The organism is Williamsia soli (genome assembly GCF_017377795.1).
Taxonomy (GTDB): Bacteria; Actinomycetota; Actinomycetes; order Mycobacteriales; family Mycobacteriaceae; genus Williamsia; species Williamsia soli.
In genome coordinates, this window is sequence record NZ_JAFRDR010000009.1 from 197,788 (window position 1) to 216,510 (window position 18,723).

At 63.0% G+C, this 18,723-nt stretch carries 9 protein-coding genes; 3 read left to right on the top strand and 6 right to left on the bottom strand.

Annotated features, from left to right (window positions below):
- Nucleotides 1-8: 8 nt before the first annotated feature.
- From J3S28_RS22250 to J3S28_RS22275, 6 genes are all read right to left on the bottom strand, one after another.
- Nucleotides 9-2,450 (bottom strand): SaeA-related protein, encoded by a 2,442-nt coding sequence (locus J3S28_RS22250; protein ID WP_207843018.1) that lies wholly within the window; start codon nt 2,448-2,450, stop codon nt 9-11.
- Nucleotides 2,450-5,134, bottom strand: coding sequence for a hypothetical protein (locus J3S28_RS22255; protein ID WP_207843019.1), 2,685 nt, complete (start codon nt 5,132-5,134; stop codon nt 2,450-2,452). Before J3S28_RS22255 ends, J3S28_RS22250 begins: the two co-directional genes overlap by 1 nt.
- A gap of 1 nt (nt 5,135) precedes the next feature.
- Nucleotides 5,136-8,711 (bottom strand): tubulin-like doman-containing protein, encoded by a 3,576-nt coding sequence (locus J3S28_RS22260; protein ID WP_207843020.1) that lies wholly within the window; start codon nt 8,709-8,711, stop codon nt 5,136-5,138.
- Nucleotides 8,712-8,745: 34 nt separating this feature from the next.
- The gene (locus J3S28_RS22265; protein ID WP_307797335.1) at nt 8,746-11,529 is read right to left on the bottom strand and encodes a vWA domain-containing protein; all 2,784 of its coding nucleotides are present in this window, start codon (nt 11,527-11,529) and stop codon (nt 8,746-8,748) included.
- Entirely contained in the window at nt 11,526-11,771 is a 246-nt protein-coding gene (locus tag J3S28_RS22270; RefSeq protein WP_207843021.1) for a hypothetical protein, read from the bottom strand. The genes J3S28_RS22265 and J3S28_RS22270 overlap by 4 nt, the downstream gene beginning before the upstream one ends.
- A gap of 440 nt (nt 11,772-12,211) precedes the next feature.
- A complete protein-coding gene (locus J3S28_RS22275; protein ID WP_207843022.1) occupies nt 12,212-12,790 on the bottom strand; it encodes a TerD family protein in 579 nt (192 codons plus the stop codon).
- A 211-nt stretch (nt 12,791-13,001) separates the two neighbouring features.
- On the opposite strand from J3S28_RS22275, the gene J3S28_RS22280 reads away from it, so the two are divergent.
- From J3S28_RS22280 to J3S28_RS22290, 3 genes are all read left to right on the top strand, one after another.
- Nucleotides 13,002-14,150 (top strand): GmrSD restriction endonuclease domain-containing protein, encoded by a 1,149-nt coding sequence (locus J3S28_RS22280; protein WP_237341922.1) that lies wholly within the window; start codon nt 13,002-13,004, stop codon nt 14,148-14,150.
- Nucleotides 14,151-14,475: 325 nt separating this feature from the next.
- Nucleotides 14,476-16,506 (top strand): MrcB family domain-containing protein, encoded by a 2,031-nt coding sequence (locus tag J3S28_RS22285; RefSeq protein WP_504970637.1) that lies wholly within the window; start codon nt 14,476-14,478, stop codon nt 16,504-16,506.
- Between the two features lie 41 nt (nt 16,507-16,547).
- Nucleotides 16,548-18,674: a DUF2357 domain-containing protein gene (locus J3S28_RS22290; protein WP_237341965.1), complete on the top strand. Its 2,127-nt coding sequence runs from the start codon at nt 16,548-16,550 to the stop codon at nt 18,672-18,674.
- The last annotated feature ends 49 nt before the right edge of the window (nt 18,675-18,723 follow it).

The window sequence follows — 18,723 nt, forward strand, 5'->3', positions numbered from 1 at the left end:
ACCGGCCGTCACAACTGCGGGCCGACTGGTGGCTCAAGCCTCAGCGAGTCGAGCGGCGGATCAGCCAACGCGATTCTGCGCACTGGGAAGGCATTAGCGTCGTCCACTAAGGTTTGGACTGCGCCCGTGTCAGCAAATAGTCGGACGAACCCAGAGTCCATTGGCAGCCGAGCACGCCAACCAGTGTCCGCGTGACCCTTCACAAGTCGGTCCACAACGATCTGCCAAGCGACGTGCTGCGTGTGCGGCGCAATCAGCTTGACGGTCTGACCGTCATGGGGACCGAGGGGAAAGCGTTCGGGGTTGTGCACCAGAACAAATGGTGGTGGGGTGTCCAGATCGACGGCGGTCGCAAAATTGACGGCGACAACGCGGCCCTCCGCGCCCTCATGCACCGTTGGTAACGAGTAGCGAACGCGGGTCAGGCCAGGGTACGAAATACCAATGTGCTCCCCGCGTATCTGCTCTCCGCCTGAATACGCGACCGGCACGAGGTAGACCATGCAGCCGGCGGGCAGCTCCCGGCTAAAAGTGAGACCGCCGTCTCGCCGGTGCTGGCGTAGATGAATCTCTTCGTCAGGGCGTCCTGCAATCGCCTGCTCGGCGGGTAATGATCGAGGTGCAACCCAGGCCAGTACGCTCGCTGCTGCCGCCGGCCACCCGAACGAGACGATCTGTGCATCAAATCGCTCGATGATCCGCGCATCTGTGACCGCCGCGACCGGACGCGTCTGGACCTTGACGGCACCGATTTTTGCCTTGTTACCGAAGATCGTCACCGGGGTGAAATACGTTCGGTCCCAGCTGCTGGGCCATGGCACACCGGCCATCCGAGAAGACGCAGCATCTGCAGCCACCACCGGGTGTTTCAGCTGCGCGGTCTCGTCGAGGCCCTGCAGCGACAGCGCATCCACCTGCATCTCCGACCCCTCGAGATCGGCAGGCGGAGCGGTGTGGCTTCGATAGATCGACACCCGCCCGGTCGGCGGCGTGGACCACCGAAGCTCGAACTCGCCGGCGCGTTCAGTGCTCATCGTTATCTGCACGTCGAGTACCGGTTTGAGTACGACCGACACCTGAATCTCTTTTTGCACCGAGTTGGCAAGTCGGACAGTGCTACCGACCGTTACTTCCGCCATCGCGCGGTACAAGTACGTCTCACCGCGCGACACCTCGGCGTCGACGAAGCCCGTCAGGTTGGGTTCGCTGGTCAAGATCTCGTGGCGCGGATCATTGATACCTCGGGAACCACCGCTGAGCGGGACGCGGTACACCCGCACCGAACGCGTTCCGGGGAAGACATTCCACTGCGCGATGACCCGGCCTTCGTCTTCGGTGAGTTTGAAGTCCTCGACCGGACTGACCACCTCGCCGGCAGCGACCAAGACGGGTTGCTGGTAGCGGGCTGCTCGCTCATCGACACCGACATGGCACCAGACCTGGTAGGTACGAACGGCGGACGTCAAGAACCGAGGATCTTCGTACTCGACACTGGTGGTCGCGAGCAGTAGCTCTCCCGCCTCAGGCTTGTGTGGAAAGACGTCCTCGTTGGCAACAACCCGGTAGATGACCGCGTCTTCCGGCGAGGTGAGGTACGGCTCCCACGTCAGACGGTGGCCACCGGGACCGCGCGTAATGGTCACCGCGCCCGGTTCGATCGGGTTCTCGCCGTACTCGTATTCGCAGAAGTCAGCATGGGTGAGACCCAGCCCCTGATCGGGGGGCGTCTCGGCCTGCTCGTTTATGACGGCCGGCTCGGGTGATGCCGACACAGCATCGGCACGGGCGGGATTCACGGGCTCACTCGGCTGCGTTGCAGGTGTCGCCTCGTTGTTCGCTGTCGGGCTTGCAGGCGATGTCTCCGATGGGAAGAACTTCGCCAGGACTCCCGCGATCTCCGCTGCCATCTGCGAATCTGCTCCCGGCAACTGCTTACGGATCTGCTCCTGCGAGATGAATTTTCGCTGGACCAATGTCCGCAGCGTGGCATCTTTGATGGCGCCTGCCGCTTCGACGCCGTCAGCGATCCTGCGGGAGCGCCAATCCATCAGCGCAGCAACAGGGTCAGGTTCGGGTGTCGGGGGCTGCGCAGGCTCTTCGTCCGGTGTCCGCGACGGACGTCGAAGCGAGCCGGCGGACCGACTGGACACGCTTTCGCGCCCCCGGCTGTGCCTCGCCGGGGCCGCAATCTCAGCGGGCGTCAACAGTTCCTGCGGCAAGTTCTGAACGACCGCAAACGGATCGAGCCCGAACTTGACCTGATGCAGGATGTACTCGATCGTTGCCTTCCACGCCAGGGTAGGCCCTTCAGTGGCTGCACCCACGACGTCTGGATTCGCCGCTATCGTTGTCAACTCATCGGACGAGGGCACGTCGTGTCCGGCGGCACTGGCCGCGGCGACCCACTCGAACAGCGCGGCTTCGCGCTTCTCCTGTTTTGTGTTAGCCATCAGAATCCGAGCCCATCACCCATTGTCGGCGGAGCAAACCGCTGATTCTCGGTCCGCGGTTCGACCTGCGCCCTGTGTTCCGAAGGCATCTCGGGTACTTGCTCATTCCACCCGAAGTCCGCACGAGGGTGAGCATCCAGCGTAAGGTTGTCGATCGACAGCGCACCCGACAGCTGCGTTGCGGCACAGACGATTCCAATGCCATTGCGGGCTGACGTCCTGATGTCTTCCTTGACCTCGGCGGCGCCAGAAGTCGTCGCCAGATCGGTCAGTATCTTTCGGTCGAAGTTTCCGGTCGGCGGGGTCTGCCGGTCTATCTGACACAGGAAATCGGCGATGTTGACCGAGCGACCCGAACCCACAGCTGGGATATCGACGGTTCCGACCAGTCGTTGCACCAACTCTGCTTTAGGTCCCATGAGATTGTTGCGTGCCCGATTCCAGACGAGGTCGGCACCGGTAGAAGTGATGGTCCCGTTGAACAGAGCGGACGACCAGCGATCCAAGGGTGACCCCGACCCCTGGCCTGGCGCCGTCCACAAACGACTGACCTCCGCATCGACATCTCTTTCGGCGCGTCCCGCGGCAGGTGCCGCGTTGTCGACGAGCCCTTCCCACGATTCGGTCAACCACCCGAGCCCGAAGAGATCTTGGCGCACGTACTCGGCAGTGGTGGAAACCTGCTCTGCCACTGGACGGGCAGAGCCCACCGCCACCGACATCGGTAGACCCCATGCGACCCGTGGGTCGGCCTTGCTGTTTGCCAGATCGGGACCCAGCGGCTGCGCTAGGAAGGTTCCCAACGCCCTGCTCCATGACAGGTACTGGCTGTAGGCCTGAGACAGCCGTTCCAGATCACGGAGCCCGGTGCGGAGGTTCTGCCGATCGACCTCTTGCTGCGAGACGACAGACTTGCGTCTGTTCAGTTGCTGGAAGAGGTCTCGTTGACTCCGGATAAATGAAATCGCGCCGACGACTACCGCCACGACGAGGATGACAACGAAGATCGCTGCGGCCAGCCACCAGTCAACGGACCCGCGTATGACCAGCCAGACGAGCAACGCTGCCACCAGAACGAACAGCAGCGCAGCAAATTGAATGACTCGTGCGAGTTTTCCATGCTTGTTGGTGGGTTGAGGTGGCGGTGCCTGCGCGTCTCGGAGCCGTTGCAAGAGGTTTTGCACTTCGCCGAACGTGGAGACGAAACTGTCCGCGAGCCGTCGGCCGACCTGAACGCCGAAGCTACCGGAGGTTTCCCGGTGCCAGTTGTCCAGGTCGGAGGCGGCGCGCCGTGCCTCCAGACCAAGGTTCGCTTTCTGCTCCTCCTCAGACAACTTCTGGCGTAGCTGCAGGATGCCCAGTGCATCCGTCGCGTCGACACCGTCGACACCGATGGTTGCCCCCACGATTCCGGAGAGCCTAGTGAAGCGCTGCGCTGGGCCAGGAACCACGTCAGCCGATCGGCTGATGATGCCCCGGTTCGCACCGACCTGCACGGGCGCGAGATCTGCTGAACGAGCTCCGCCATCGGCGAGTGTCAGAGCAGCACGCGCGTAGTCCTGCCACAGGTTCGACAGATCTGCGGAGGCGTTGTGGGTTCGCCCCTCAGATGGATCGGCCAGCACGCTGCTCAATTGTCCGGAGGCTGAGCCGATCTCGCTCCAATCGGCGATACCGCCTTCCGGTGTCCGTCCGCGGGCCACCACGTCGTACGCCGATGGTGCAGCGCCGAAGATGGTCCTGTGCACGGTCGAAGCAATGCCGGTGGAGATCCCGTCGACGAGCTGGTTGTACCAAGCCGACGGGGCATTGCGCAGCGCTGCACCCATGAAGGAGAAGAACATCTTGATGGCGGCCCACACGCCGATCTCGGACGAGGCCTCCGCCTCGTAGGGCATCCGCGGACCATGGAGCACCGACGAGAACTTGTGCCACAGGCTATCCGACATCGTCCGCGCGGCCAGCGCCACATCTTGGATATAGACGACTGTCGAACGTTGGTCGCTCGGCAAGGGCAACGAGCCGTTCTGAGCCAGCACCTGTGCACGCAACGAATCCTCGGCAGCGGAGGTGTCGAGCTTGCGGTAGAACGAGCGTGCGAGTCTGATCACTTGGCCCGGAAGCACCGGAGAGTTGTCGAGCGGCCGGTGGTCGAGCCCTGTCCACAGCCCAAGAAGAGAGGCCACCGCCGGCGCACAGTGCCGCCCGATTTCCACGGGATCAGTGGACGGGTCGAGCTGGATGTGGCCCATGCCCGGGCCCTGCGCGTCTTCAGGCGCGATGAGGATGTTATGCCAGCCATCCAGTACCTCCGGCGACTGAGCAGCTATCGTTCCGGGCCGCGCGATCAGGCAACGAACCCGAACGATTCGAGCACCCCCGGACGTCGACGCGAGGAGATCGGAGATGCGTCGTTCTTGACCAGATGACGCGGCTACCGGACCACCGACGAGCGGCACCAGGACACAGATCCGCAGCAGATCGATGCGCTGAGTCGAGAGCACCTGCTGCACGGTGGTGTCGTAGGCGCGCCCCTCGTGGATCGTCAGGGCGGCATCGGTTGTCGCCGATTCCGCCACCCAGACAAAGGGATCGACCAACGCTGCCGCCGACAAATCCGACAGCGCGCTGAGCACTCCGTCCGCAGTGCCATGCGGCGCGATGAAAACGGTTACTGCAGCCATCTCAGATCGTCCCTCCCTTGGGAACCTCAAACGACTTCGCCGCGCCCGAAGGAGCGATGGGTTGTCCCGGTGCCACGGACTCCGGTCGCTTGGCCTGGTCGGCGCACCCATCGATCATGTCGATGATCCGGGTCGTGGCCCAGTACACGTCCGACGCCAGGTCGCGGAAGATCGGCGTACTCGATGCTTGTTCGCGGACAGTGATCACCGAGAACACACCACCGCCGTCAGCGGGCGGCAGTCCGACCTCGGGCCGGGCCCCCGGCGGCAAGTAGTGCGTCCCGGCGAAGTCGCGGCTGTTCTGGAGATACGCCCGCAGCTTCTCCGCGCGTTCGTCGATCGACACGCCGGGTCCCGAGTCCTCGACTGCTGACGCCAAACCTGTCCCGGTGTCGCCGCTTCGGAGCCATCGCGTCAGGTGCGTCCGGGCGGTCAGCCCGTGCACGCCCGACACCTCATCCTCGGGTGACGCATCGTAGATGCGACGGAGGGCGCGGTACGGCAGCATGGACGACATCACCGGCGGCTCGTGAGACTGCGCCATCGCGAGCAGTATCGACTCGAGAACCGCAGGCATCCAGTCGTACGCGGCGGTGAACTGCGAGGGCGGGGTCAGCAATGGGTTGGGGAAATCACGCCACGTGCTGGTCTCGCCGTCCCAGACGCGTGCTGCCTCGACGTACGGTTCCGGCGGCACGGAGATCTGTCCGATCGCCCGGCCGAGGGTCCAGCCTGCGACCATCGCGCGACGCTCATTCGGGTGCATCGGCAGCGACGCGGCCAACGGTCGCGACCGTCGCATGCGCCAGAAAGCCTGGCGCTGAGAGGGAGACGCACCGAGCCACTGTCGCGCTGCCGGCTCGAGAACCGAGTTGAACGCCAGTGGCGAGTAGTTCGGGTACGACCCGAAGATGTCGACGCGCTTGATCTTCGACTCGTCCGTGAGTGCGCGAGCCAGAACATCTTTGGTCTTGTTGTCGATGCGCGAGTACTCGTTCAAGGCCGATGCCAACTCGTCCGCCACCCGCAAGCCCTTGAAAGGAACGGCAGAGAACTTGAAGCGGTAGCTCATCTGCTGGGTGTTATGGATCGCCTGCATGGCCTGCTCGTTGACGCTGGCCAGCGGACGAGCGAGGTTGATCGCCTCACCGAACTTGGCGACGATGTCGTGGTGGCGGCGAGCCAGCTCGGACTCAGGCTCACCGACGCCGGTCAGATACTCCCGCAGCGAGACCCGGCAGAAGCGATCGAACGACTCCCCCGTCCGCGCCACGAACTTTCGCGAACGTTCGAGCAATTCAGCGGGCCGCACATGTACGTCGAATCGCGCAGGCGCGGAGATTCTTGACTCACCGCTCGCGGGGTCGGTCACAAAAGCCCGCGACTTCCATTCGGCGGTCCGCTCCACCACCGGCTGATCTTCTGCCGGCGCGTGGCTTCCGTCGTTGGTCACCCAGTAACCGGTGATTGCGTGGGTGGTCGCCCGGGCCACCGCTTCACCAAACTGCCGAACTCCAGCGTTGGAGGCACCGACCGCCAATGGCAGGTCGACCTCGTAGCGCTGTTTGAAGTCGGCGGAACTGGTCAGCATCACTTCGTTGTTGGCTTCGGAGAATCGATCTGAGACCCAGGCGTCGGAGTCGGACGGCCATGCCGCGTACTCGTCGGTCTGCAGACGTGCCAAACCGACATCGCGGATGGGCTCACCCGCTGCGGTGCGTAGCAGGGTGTGCGACTCGTTGAGCGCGTCGATCAGCGGGTCGAAGACCTCGCTCACCATGGCTCCTGCCGCGGTGCTCACTATGTTCGACAGCGATGCGTAGATCTGGCGTTCGATGGTTCGCTGACTGCCCTCGAGTACGCGGGCGAGGATCTCCGAGGTGCTCGTCAGGTTTCCGCGCAAACCGTTGAGGGTGCTGGTCACCTCATCGGGCAGGTCGGTCACATCGGACGGACCATACTTCGCGAGATCCTGGGCGCTCGGAAGCACCACGTTCTGCATGTACTGCGAGACCCGCTTCACCAGTGCCGTGGCATACGGAAGGCCGAGCTGCGCAATGGCTCTCGTGGTCACGCCCTCGAGTCGCTGCGCGAAGGTGACGTGCCAGCGGTAACTCCAGGAGTAAGCCTGCTCGTGGCTTCCGTCCAGCAACGCCTGCCGACGGTCCGAGAGTGCGTGGTGCACACTCGAGACCCAATGTCCGGCGTTCGCCCCGTCACGCTCGTCGATGTATCCGCGCAGGTTGGTGTTGACAACCTGCGCCGACATCCCCATCACGTCCTGACGAGGCAGGACGGTCTGGGTCACCCACTGCCCGACAACAGCTTCACCGGCAGTGACCGGCAGCTGGAGTTCAGCGCAGATGTTCGGCCACTGACTGTCCAGGATGGAGGCTGCCTGCTCGTCGTCGGACGCAGGGTTGCCTGGCTGGAGGTGTCCGCGCAAAAGGCGTTCAGCACTGCTGCGGGCCAGGCGTTGCGCCGAGTACTCCGCGTAACGGTCCCGGCCCATGCTGAGGCTGGCGAACCCGAACGAGCCCCACGGCAGGTTGTCCCACTGGCCGTTGCCCCAGCCGATGAACTCACGAGTGCCGGCGGTGCCGCCGCCGTTCGACAGGTCCCATTCGACGAACTGTTGGGTCGCCGACTTACTCATCATGAGCGCCGACAGTCCGCGGCCGAGACCGCGGTATACGGCTTCGGGCGATCCGTCGCCGAACAGCGTGCGCTCAGCGCCGACGTAGCGACCGACCGGGAACACTCGGGCGAACGGAATCAGTTCGCCTTCACCGTTTTGCTGGCCGAGGGCGCGAAGGATGGAGACGTCGTGTTCGCGGGCGGCTCCGGTCTGGCTGGCAACGATCTCGCCGAGCATCGCCAAGGCGTTGGCGCGCACACCGGTGATCGCTGAGGAGTCGAGGCTGTCGAAGATGTCCGGAGCAACCATGAAGACACCCATGAGCCGCGGGTCGACACCCGGGATCAGCGTCAGGATGCGGCAGATGTCGAGAGCCATCGAGGCACCGGCGCCGCCGGCCATCGAAGACACCACCAGCACCACGGGGCTCTCGCCGGCGTCATATTTGCCCGATCCCGGGATGTCCAGTCGGCGCATCTCGCTTTCGGTCTCGACCCGGAAGAGGCGATCCCAGCTGTGCTGCAGCTCTTCCCGCACCTTGGCGACCCGGCTCAGCGTGATCATGCGACCCAACGCGCGGTACTGACCGGCGCCGGTGCTCAGCGGGGTGTGCACCGAGCTCGGCTCGCGCGGAGCCCAGGTGGCGAGACTGTCCAGCGAGCCGCCGGAAGCCAAGCGCTGAGAGATGGCGTTGTCCAACACCTTGTAGCTGTCGCTCTGGGGCCCGGTGCCGACGTAGGCACCACCCTGATCGCGTACGTTTCCGAGCCCATCAGGTCCGGGGGACGGCGCGGTCGGCACATCGAGGTGCACGAACTGCCAACCGGCCGGGATCTGTGTGACGCCGTGAGCAGCCAGGTCCGAACGCAGCTGGTCCATCATGTACGCCAGCGTTGCGCCTCCTGAGCCACCGCAGCCGACAACCAGAAATCTCCTCATACTCTTCTAGCCCTTCATAGCGTTGTTGTCGGCTTCAGCGACTGAATGGATCGAATGGTTCGTCCGGAGGCCTGGGGGTGTTCCCCGGTGGCGGTCCGGACCTTGGTGGTGGCGTCTGCGGCGGTCCCGATCGCGGCTGCCCACCGAACGGATCGCCTGCTTGCGGCCGGTTCGATGATCCGAACGGGTCACCGGACTGCTGCGGACCGGGAGCGGGCCCCGAGCCACCGAACGGATTGAAAGACTGTGGCTGGGCCGGTGGCTGACCACTCGAACCGGCCGGCGCCTCCACACTGGCCCGCGACCGCAGCTCCTCGAGGGTGCGAGGCAGGTGCCGCATCATGTCCTCGACAAGAGAGTTCACCTGTTGCGGACCGGCATCGCCGCCGGCGAGCAGGACAACCGTCGCTCTGTCTGCCGGCCCCGCGGGGTCGTGCAGGACGAACCAGCTGTTGTGGATGGCAAGAGGCAGCCGAGCGTCCGGGGTCTTGCCATGCATCGCGGGAGACTTGCTGCCCGCACCCGAACGTCCCGCAGCCTTGGCGACCACGAATCCGGCGCCGAGCGGCGACAAGCCGGTACGGGTGCGCAGTTCGATGCCGCCCAGGTCCAGGCGCCGCGCAGGTTTGTCCAGGCCTCGGACCAGCTCTACCAGGTCACGGTCTCTGATCGCGAACGGTTGACCGTCCCGCAAGACGGACCCACCGTTGACAGTCACCGGGATCTGCTGTGCACGAAGCGCTCTGGCCGGTATCCGTGCGGTGAACCACTTCGCCAGATAGAGCAGCAGGAGCGGTACGCCAGGTCCCAGGATGAGCGCCACGATGAGAGCGATCAGGAAGTTGCTGGTGTTCAGCGGCTTCTGCAGGTCAGCGGTGAACGGAACCTGCACCGCTACGGCCCGATCGGCCTCGTCCGGCGGGGACACCATCACCTGGACGGTTCCGTTGACGACACCGTTGGCCTCATTGGGTACGTCGAGGGTCAGCGGCAGCTTGGCCTCTTGCCCTTCCTTCAGCTGCACGCAGTTTTCCGCAGAGGTTGCCGACGAGGTGACAGACAGTCCGTCAACGCCATCAGGAGCGGCTACGACTTGAGCGCCCGGCTCTTGCGGAAGCCAGACGCAGCCGGGGCCGGTCACCGTCAGAGATGTGTCGAAGCTGCCGGAACCCTCGACGGTTCCGAAATCGATCTTCGAACCGAGGGACGGGAAGCCCACCGGCGGATCGATGGTCACGGGGATGTCCACCGACCGGGGAGTCAGGGCCGTTCCCGGCACGCGTCTTCCGTTGGTCGCGGTGGCGTCGGCGGTGGTGATGGCCAGCGACAGCCGCATGATTGCGCCGCCCGGCGGCACTCCCTCGAGATCCATGGTCACTGGATCGCCGATCGAGTCCTTGGGGACGTCGGACACGATCGGGTAGCTCTTGCCGTCCTTGTCGACAAGCGTCGCCGAGTAGGTGGCCTTACCGAGCAGATCCTCGGGGTCGACCGGGGCGTTCTGACCATCGACAATGCTGAACGTCACCGGCACATCGATATCGTCGCTGTGGAGCCGAGTGTTGGGATCGCGATCCCAAGCGGGGAACAGGTTGCCCGAGATGTGAATGTTCGACTTGCTGCGAGCCCCGGATGCACCGTTCGGGTCAACGAACGCCAGTGCCCACACGCCTTGCCATTGCGGTGCCTGCACGTTGCTCATCTCAAACGACACCGTCTTCGGCGACGGCCAGCTGTAGTCGATGGTGACCCCGCCCAGGTCGCCGGTTCCGCCGCTGCGGTTGTCCAGAGGCAGAAGACTGCCGTTCGGCGAGACGAGGGTGGGTACGAGATCGGTGCCGTCGGCAGTGGCCAGAACGTTGACGTTCCCGACTGAGCGGTCGAGGACGAACCGGTGTTTACCCTCTTCGCACACCACTCGCGCACAAACGATTGCTTCTGATTCCAGCGGCGCCTGGCCGGGTGTGCTGAATGCATCAAACGCGAACAGCAGGTCGTCGATGTCTTGAGCCAGGTAGAAGTCACCTGGAATGGGTGCGGTCAGATCGCCGCACGCGTTGGGCGACGGGACGCCGGTGGCAATGGACCTCATCAAGTCGAAGTCCGCTGCCGATGACCCTTCGGGGGCAAGGCCGATACCGAAGGTCACGATTCCCGACGACCGGAGCTGGTCAGCCAGCCCACCGGATCGGCAGATGCTCTCCGTCGCGGCCGCAACGCCCTGGTCAACGCCTGCTTGATTGCTGAAGTCGACCCCAGGCGCGTAGGGCTTGTCCACCCCACCGCGCGGGCTGAAGTCCAGCTTGCCGTCGGAGAACCAGGCGACTGCGCGGCACTCTTGGCCACCGGTCTCGCCGGACGGCTCTGAGAACTGCGACCGTGCGCCGTCCAACGCGAGCCAGTAGTCGGTGTCCAAACCACCGTTGCGGGTGCGGAAGCCGTCGAGGCTCGTCTCCACGTTCGGCAGCGACGACTCATCGAGAGTCGTCCAGCCGAGCACGTTGCGATACTGGTCAGAGAACCCGGATACCGCGACCTCGACCTGAACACCTGAATCCTCTGCGAATCGCGCCAGCTGCTCGGTCAGATACTTGGCTGCCGTCACGCGGGCGGCGTCGGGATCTGAGGTCTGCAGGCTCGCCGACTCGTCGATCATCAGCAGGATCTGACCCGATCGCTGGGCAGCCAGACAGGCGCCAAACCGGTTGGCACCGTCACCGTCGTCTGCGCCGGCAGGAGGGGCCAGAGCCACCGTCAGTGCAGCGATGCAGAAGAACAGACCCAGTACACCCCCAAGCCGACCCACGATCCCGCTCACAGACGTCCCACCCAGAATGCGAAGCCCAAGGCGCCGACGACGATTCCGATGATCGAAATCGCGATGACCACCCCGTACGTCAACTTAGTCCAGCCAGGGCTGGTGTAGATCGGAGCAGAGCGACGCTTGGTGTCGGCGAGTGTGAACGCGGCCAGGATGCCGATGGCAATCGGCCCAGACAGCGTCCAACCCACAATCGACAGCCAACCGGATCGCCCGATGATGCCCACGACTAGGCCCACCAGCGCTACCGCGCCCGCAGCAAAGAGCAGACCGGCGGGCGGCCCGGCGACCTCTAATGTTCCGGGACGCGACGACCCTTGACCGAACGGTGTTTGCGGTGCGTGACGAGAGGCTCCGGGGCCGGAACTCGGACCAGGCGTACCGCCTGATCCGAAAGGGTCGAATGGTGCGGCCACAATGCCTCTTTCACGTGCTGGTATGAACGTCAACTCCTGTGAATGCAGGATATTAACCACTGGAAACCACTTGATTATGTCTCAAATTCTTCGCTCAAGAGTCCTGTCCGAAAGAGCCAAAATCGGAGACAACCTTCCTATGTTTTCAGGTGAGGTGCCCCTGTGTCCGTAGTTCGAACGAACGACACTGACTCCGCAAGCCTCGCAACGCATTCAAACATTTCGGTCCGACACGCGCCTGCCTGCTCTTCGTCCCCGCTCCGTCAGCCGACGTTCACGCCGAAGTCGCGTGCGATACCGGCGAGTCCGGAGGCGTAACCCTGTCCGATCGCCCGAAACTTCCATTCATCGTCGCGGCGGTAGATCTCGCCGAAAACCATGGCAGTTTCGGTCGACGCATCTTCACTGAGGTCAAATCGGGCCAGCTCACGGCCGTCTGCGCGATCGATCACCCGGATGAAGGCGTTGAGCACCTGGCCGAAGTTCTGGCCCAGGTTGTCGGCGTCGTAGATGGTGACGGGGAACTGGATCGATTGCACCTCGGGAGTCAGGGCACGCAGGTCGATGTTGATCAGTTCGTCGTCACCGTCGCCTTCGCCGGTCCGGTTGTCGCCGGTGTGCTCGATCGCGCCGTCGGGCGAGCGCAGGTTGTTGTAAAACACGAAGAACGAGTCGTTGAGGACTTTACGGTTCGAGTCAACTGCAATGGCACTGGCATCGAGGTCGAAGTCGACGCCGGACGTTTCTCTGACGTCCCAGCCGAGCCCGACACTGACCGCTGTCAGGTTCGGAGCTTGCTTGCTCAGAGATACGTTTCCGCCTTTGCCCAGGCTCACCGACATGTTCTTCCTCCGCTCGTACAGGTGAATGCTCGACGACGGACGTGGAGTGGCACCGACGTTCCAATCGCTTGCGCATGACATTAGCGGGCTTATGTGACAGCCACCCGGAATTTCGGGTCAATTGACCCACAGTGCTATAACTATGTAAGAATTTGGTCCTGCGGGGGAACCATGCTGCTAGCAAACGGTTTTCACTTCGAAAGGCACCGCAATGTCCGACCCCTTCCAGATGCCATCGAGCTGGGATCGGCCGTCCAGCGGCTCGCCTTACCCTCAGCCGCCGAGGAAGAAGCGGTGGCCGTGGATTGCGGGCAGCGCGGCGCTGCTGGTGGCTGTGGTCGCGGTGTTCGCTGTTGCCGGGTCCCAAAGCGAGGACTCCACAAAAGCCGCCGCGAAAAGCTCGACATCCGCTATGACCACGCCGCCTACAACCACTGCCACCTCCGAGTCGGCAGCCAAGGCACCCGCCCCTCTCGCTTCCGTTGACACCGCAGTCGCCGCGAACGCAGCGCTCGCGAAACTCAACACACTCGCCGTCAAGGGCCGAGCACCGAAAACCGGTTATGACCGGGCAATGTTCGGCGAGACCTGGACCGACGACGTCAACGTGGAGAGCGGCCACAACGGCTGCGACACCCGCAACGACATTCTGCGGCGCGATCTGGTCAACTCCACCATCAAGCCAGGCTCGAACGGGTGCACCGTGGATGCCGGCACCCTCAACGACCCGTACACGAAGACATCAATTGCTTTCGTCCGCGGAGAGGGAACATCAGAGAAGGCTCAGATCGATCACGTTGTGGCACTGTCCAACGCCTGGCAGACCGGTGCTCAACAGTTGACTCCTGAGAAGCGGGCTGACCTCGCAAACGATCCGCGCAATCTGCAGGCGACAGATGGGCCGACCAATCAGCAAAAAGGCGACGGTGATGCCGCAACGTGGTTGCCTCCCAACAAGACCTATCGATGCAGCTACGTGGGACACCAGGTCGACGTGAAGGCCGCCTACGGCCTGTGGGTGACGCAGCCGGAGAAGGAAGCGATCACCCGGGTTCTGACCGGCTGTGGGGCGGTCGCGCCAGTTACCACCACAACCACGACCGCGACCCCTGAACCCGTCCAAACCCGAGCTCCCGCCGTGCCCCGCACATCGACTCCCGTGTACACACCTCCGCCTCCGACCCTGGAATACACACCGCCTCCCCCACCGCCGCCGGTGGTGGACGTCCCGGCATCCGTCTACTATCCCAACTGCGCAGCTGCGAAAGCTGCAGGCGCAGCGCCGATTTCCGCAGGAGAGCCGGGGTACCGACCGGGACTAGATGGCGACGGGGATGGTATAGCGTGCGATAAATCCTAGGCCGGCCTGTGTCGGCGGGAATACCTAGAGGTCGCCAACCATAGGAACAGTCGCAGCTCACGTCGTGACGCGTCGTCGATCGCTAAGCAATCCTCGCAATTGCCGCTTGCTTCACGGCCTTGAACTCTTCTGCGTCGATGATTCCGTGTGCGTGAAGATCGGCAAGTTCTTGAAATTTCGAGGTCAGACCAGGAAATGTCATCCATACGACCTACACCGCGACCGAGATGACTACCCGCCTCAAACCTGACCGGGTGGCGCGCCCAACGGGGGTTCCACCATTGCCCGCATAAGATGCCAACATGCTCAGGATGGGATCGATCTAATGGCTCTTGGTGTTCTCTCGCGGGATGCAATCGAGCGAGCGATCGCTGAGTACGACGAGCTTGGTCGAGACGCGTTCCTCAGCAAACACGGGTTCGGTCGCGCTACGGCCTACGCCCTTGTGGTCGACGGGCGGGAGTACGACCCGAAGGCGATCGCAGGAGTCGCGTACGGCCTCGACCACCCAGACGAGGGCACCCTGAAGAACACCGAGTTTAACGGGGGCGTTCAGCTTCGCAGCGCGTACCAACCTGCTGGGTTCGACGTCGTACTGCGCACCACAGAGGGCGAATCGGTTCTCCAGAACCTTCTCGAGAGTTTTATGGCTGAGTACGGCGACGCAAAGCTCGAGAAGTTCGGCGGGTCGCATCCAGTCGTCGCGACGCTCCGCTCGCTCGAGCAGCACATCGCACAAAGCGGGCCGCTTTCGGCCCGCCCCAACGTCAAAGTGAAATACTCGGCCGGGCAAGGTAACTGGGCCGCAGCCCCCTGGATCGCCTTGCTGGACGGGCGCATCACCTCGTCGACGCAAAGTGGTGTGTATCCGGTACTACTCTTTCGAGAGGACATGTCCGGTATCTATGTGACTGTGGCGCAGGGTACTCAAGAGCTTAAGAAGTCCGGGAAAGACCACATGCTGAAGGAACTAGCTGCGACAGCCACCCGGGTGAGAGCGCTGGCCACGAATGAGCTAACCGACCGTTCCTTTGCATTCGATGACTCGATCTACCTCGGCGAGGGAACTCTTGCTCGCGACTACGCCGCCAGCACCATTGTTCATAAGTTTTACGAGCGGGGATCCGTGCCTGAAGATGCAGAGATTCTTCGCGACCTTGATGCCGTCCTCGAGTTGTCCGACAGCAATATTAAAGACTTGCGGCCACCCACCGTCGACCCCATCGATGTCTCCTCGCTTCAGGACATATTCACCGCATTTCGACTGGCAGTGGACTCATCCGGTCTCCGTGTACCCACCGGCCACGGTGATCCAGTCGTCGCTCTCCTTGCGGCGTTGGTGACTAAGCCCTTCGTGATTCTCGCAGGTATGTCTGGTAGCGGTAAGACACAGTTGGCATTACGGCTCGGTGAGTGGTTCGGATCCGGACCCGGTGGTCGGCGCTTTCTACCCGTAGCGGTCCGTCCAGACTGGACTGGTCCGGAAGCTCTGTTCGGCTACGAAGACGCCCTTCGCCCACCACTAGATGGCCGAGCAGCCTGGTTCGTTCCCGACACCCTACGGTTCCTGCTGGGTGCCGCCGAAGACCCCGACATGCCTCATCTCTTGCTGCTGGACGAAATGAACCTGGCGCACGTCGAAAGGTACTTCTCAGACTTCCTATCTGGTCTCGAATCCCGCGATGCCATCCTCCCTAACCTCACCCTCGGACCCGATGGTGAGTGGCGCCTCCGAGACCTGGATGACCGGCTTATTGCGCTGCCACGCAACGTCTTCGTGATCGGGACCGTAAACGTCGATGAAACCACATACCAGTTCTCCCCCAAGGTCCTAGACCGAGCGACGACATTCGAGATCCGCACAGAAACTGAAGATCTGGCCGATGACGTCGTGCGACCGAGCGCAATCCTTCCCGGCGAGGTCCCCCATCTTCGCGGACTAGTCGAGCTCGTCCTGGATGACACGTGGCAACGGCATAACAAATCAGGACCGCCGATCGCGACTGCACTACGCGACTTGCACGGGCGACTCACTGATACTGACGACGAATTCGGGCATCGAGTCTTCTACGAGAGCTTGCGATACGCCGCAGCTCTCGAGCAGCTGGGCCTCAACGGCCGCGATCGGGCCCTCGATCACATCGTTCTTCGCAAGATCCTGCCGAAGATTCACGGTTCTCGTCGCCGAGCTGAGCCAGTCTTGAAGGTATTGGCGGCCTTTGCGGTCGCACCGGACGGGAGTCGAGAATTCTCGTCCGTAGACCCAGCAACGGCTGCCCTGCCTCTCAGTGCGGCAAAACTTCGGCGCATGCTGCGCTCGGCTGAGATCAACCAGTTCGTCAGCTTTACGGACTAGCCGTGGATTCAGCAGTAGTCCAGCTAAGCGCCGCGGACGACATGCGCGGCGAGCTGGTCGTGTCACGTCTTCCGAGTTCACACGTCGGTCCCGAGCTGAGCGCTCGGGACGGATCCTTGATTGTCAGTGAGGCCGCCGTCTATCGATTCAAGATCGATGTCGCTGACGATGTAGAACGAGTCGAACCCGCAGAGCTGTTCGATAGCGACGACGCATCCAGGGTGAGTGGACGACTCGTCCCAGGTGAGTCCGTCGGCGTCGTCTCGGTCACCGTCACCACTGTTTCCGGGGCAGTACTGCGGGGGCGCTTCGATGTACGCAGCGCAAAGTTCTCCGACGAGCAGGCGTTTGGACGAATGCTGGCGGATCTGGCGGAACTCGCCGTAGAGGCGATGCATCAGGGATTTGCTCCGAGCTCCGGGCAGTTTGGCAGCGCAACAGGCGGGTCGCCCCGGTTGCTGTACCAGCAATTCGCTGTTCTTCAATCCTTGCTGGTGGGGTCAGATCTCGCATGGGCCATCGGCCACATCTTCGGCGACCCGCATCGGGCATGGGAATCGCACCTTGAACCACGCTCCCCGGGTCGACCGTTGCCCGGTTCTTCCCGGCTCGGGAGCCAGCTCGGGAGGCCCGGGCCCCGGGTCGCGACACCGCGGGGCCGGCTTCCCTCGATGCCTCGCACATTGCTTGTTGAGCGAACCGAGGAAACTGTGGACACCATCGCGAATCGGTTCGTCCGTTTCGTGCTCGAGCGCTGGCGAGCCATCGCGGCCGCGGTCGTCTTGCAGGCTGACGCACTTGGTGGTGCCGCAAAGAGACGCGGCGTGGAGCAGGCGCGAGAGGTCGTGACACTTCTCGACGAGTTCTTGACTGCACCCCTGTTCCGACAGGTTGCTCGGCTCTCAGTATTCCCGGGTGATAACCAAGTTCTGCGGCGACGCGAAGGGTACCGCCAACTGTACGCCGCATGGGCGCTGGTAGAAGGAACCGTCGGGCTGGCACTGGACCTTGACGATCCGCTTCTCGTGTCACGGAAAAGCATTGCAACGCTGTACGAGTACTGGACTTTTGTGAAGCTCGCCAGTGCCGTCGCAACAGCATGCGGCGATCGCGAGATCACCGCAGAACTTTTCCGGCCCTCAAGTACAGGAATGTCACTGGTTCTGAAAGCTGGAGCCGCGACGCGGTTAAAGTTCAAAGCCGATGTAGCAGGCGAAAAAGTGCTCGTTGATCTCTTCTTTAACAAGGAGTTCAGAAAGACGAGCTGGACCCGGCCAATGCGGCCCGACGCAAGCCTCCTCGTGCACACGCCGGGCGGCGAAGAAGTGTGGCTGCACTTCGACGCCAAGTACCGGGTCGACTGGTCAACTCCATTCGTGACCGGAGATGTGGACGAGGAAGAGGAGTCAGAGCGTTCCAGCGGCACGAGCAAGCGCACAGACCTGCTGAAGATGCATGCGTATCGGGACGCGATTCGAGACTCGGCAGGATCGTACGTTTTGTTTCCTGGTTCGACGCCCGCTGAGTTCACTTTCGGAAAGGATGAGTTCCTTCCTGGGCTCGGAGCATTCCCTCTCAGACCTCATGCAAGCGGAGATGACACCGCCGTCCTTGTGGATTTCGTGACGCGAGCGATCGAGCATGTCGCTGCGTCCGGAACCAGACGTCGCCGCGCAACGTATTGGGCCGCGCGGGCATACGCGGAAGACGGAACAAATCGACCTGCGGCGGGTTCTCCGGTTGGAGAGCTACCGCCGGCTGACACAGGCGTTCTTCTCGGTTACGTCCGCTCGGACGCCCAATGGGAATGGATCAGTCGGGTTGGCCTTTACAACCTGCGGTCAGGTAACCGACGAGGCGCAATAGGACGTGGCGAAAGGGAACTCGACGGGCCTCTGCTGCTGCTATACAGCCCCCAGGACGATGGCTTTCGGTTTGCACTCTTCGAAAGAACCGGTGATTGGGAAAGCGCCACCGGTGAAGCCCTGGCTCACCTTGGCTACCCGGACCCACGGGGGGACCACTATCTGCTCGCTCGAGTCCAACGGCTACCGGCTCCAGTTTGGCTGGACGAAGTCGCCGTCGAACAGCTACTCCCTACGGACTGGTTGCCTGGGCGTCCCTACTCAACGACGTGGCTCGATGTGGTTCTGTCGACTCAAGACTGAGTCGGTTGCCCACGTAGAACCCGTCTAGATGCCAAGTAATTCAGCACAG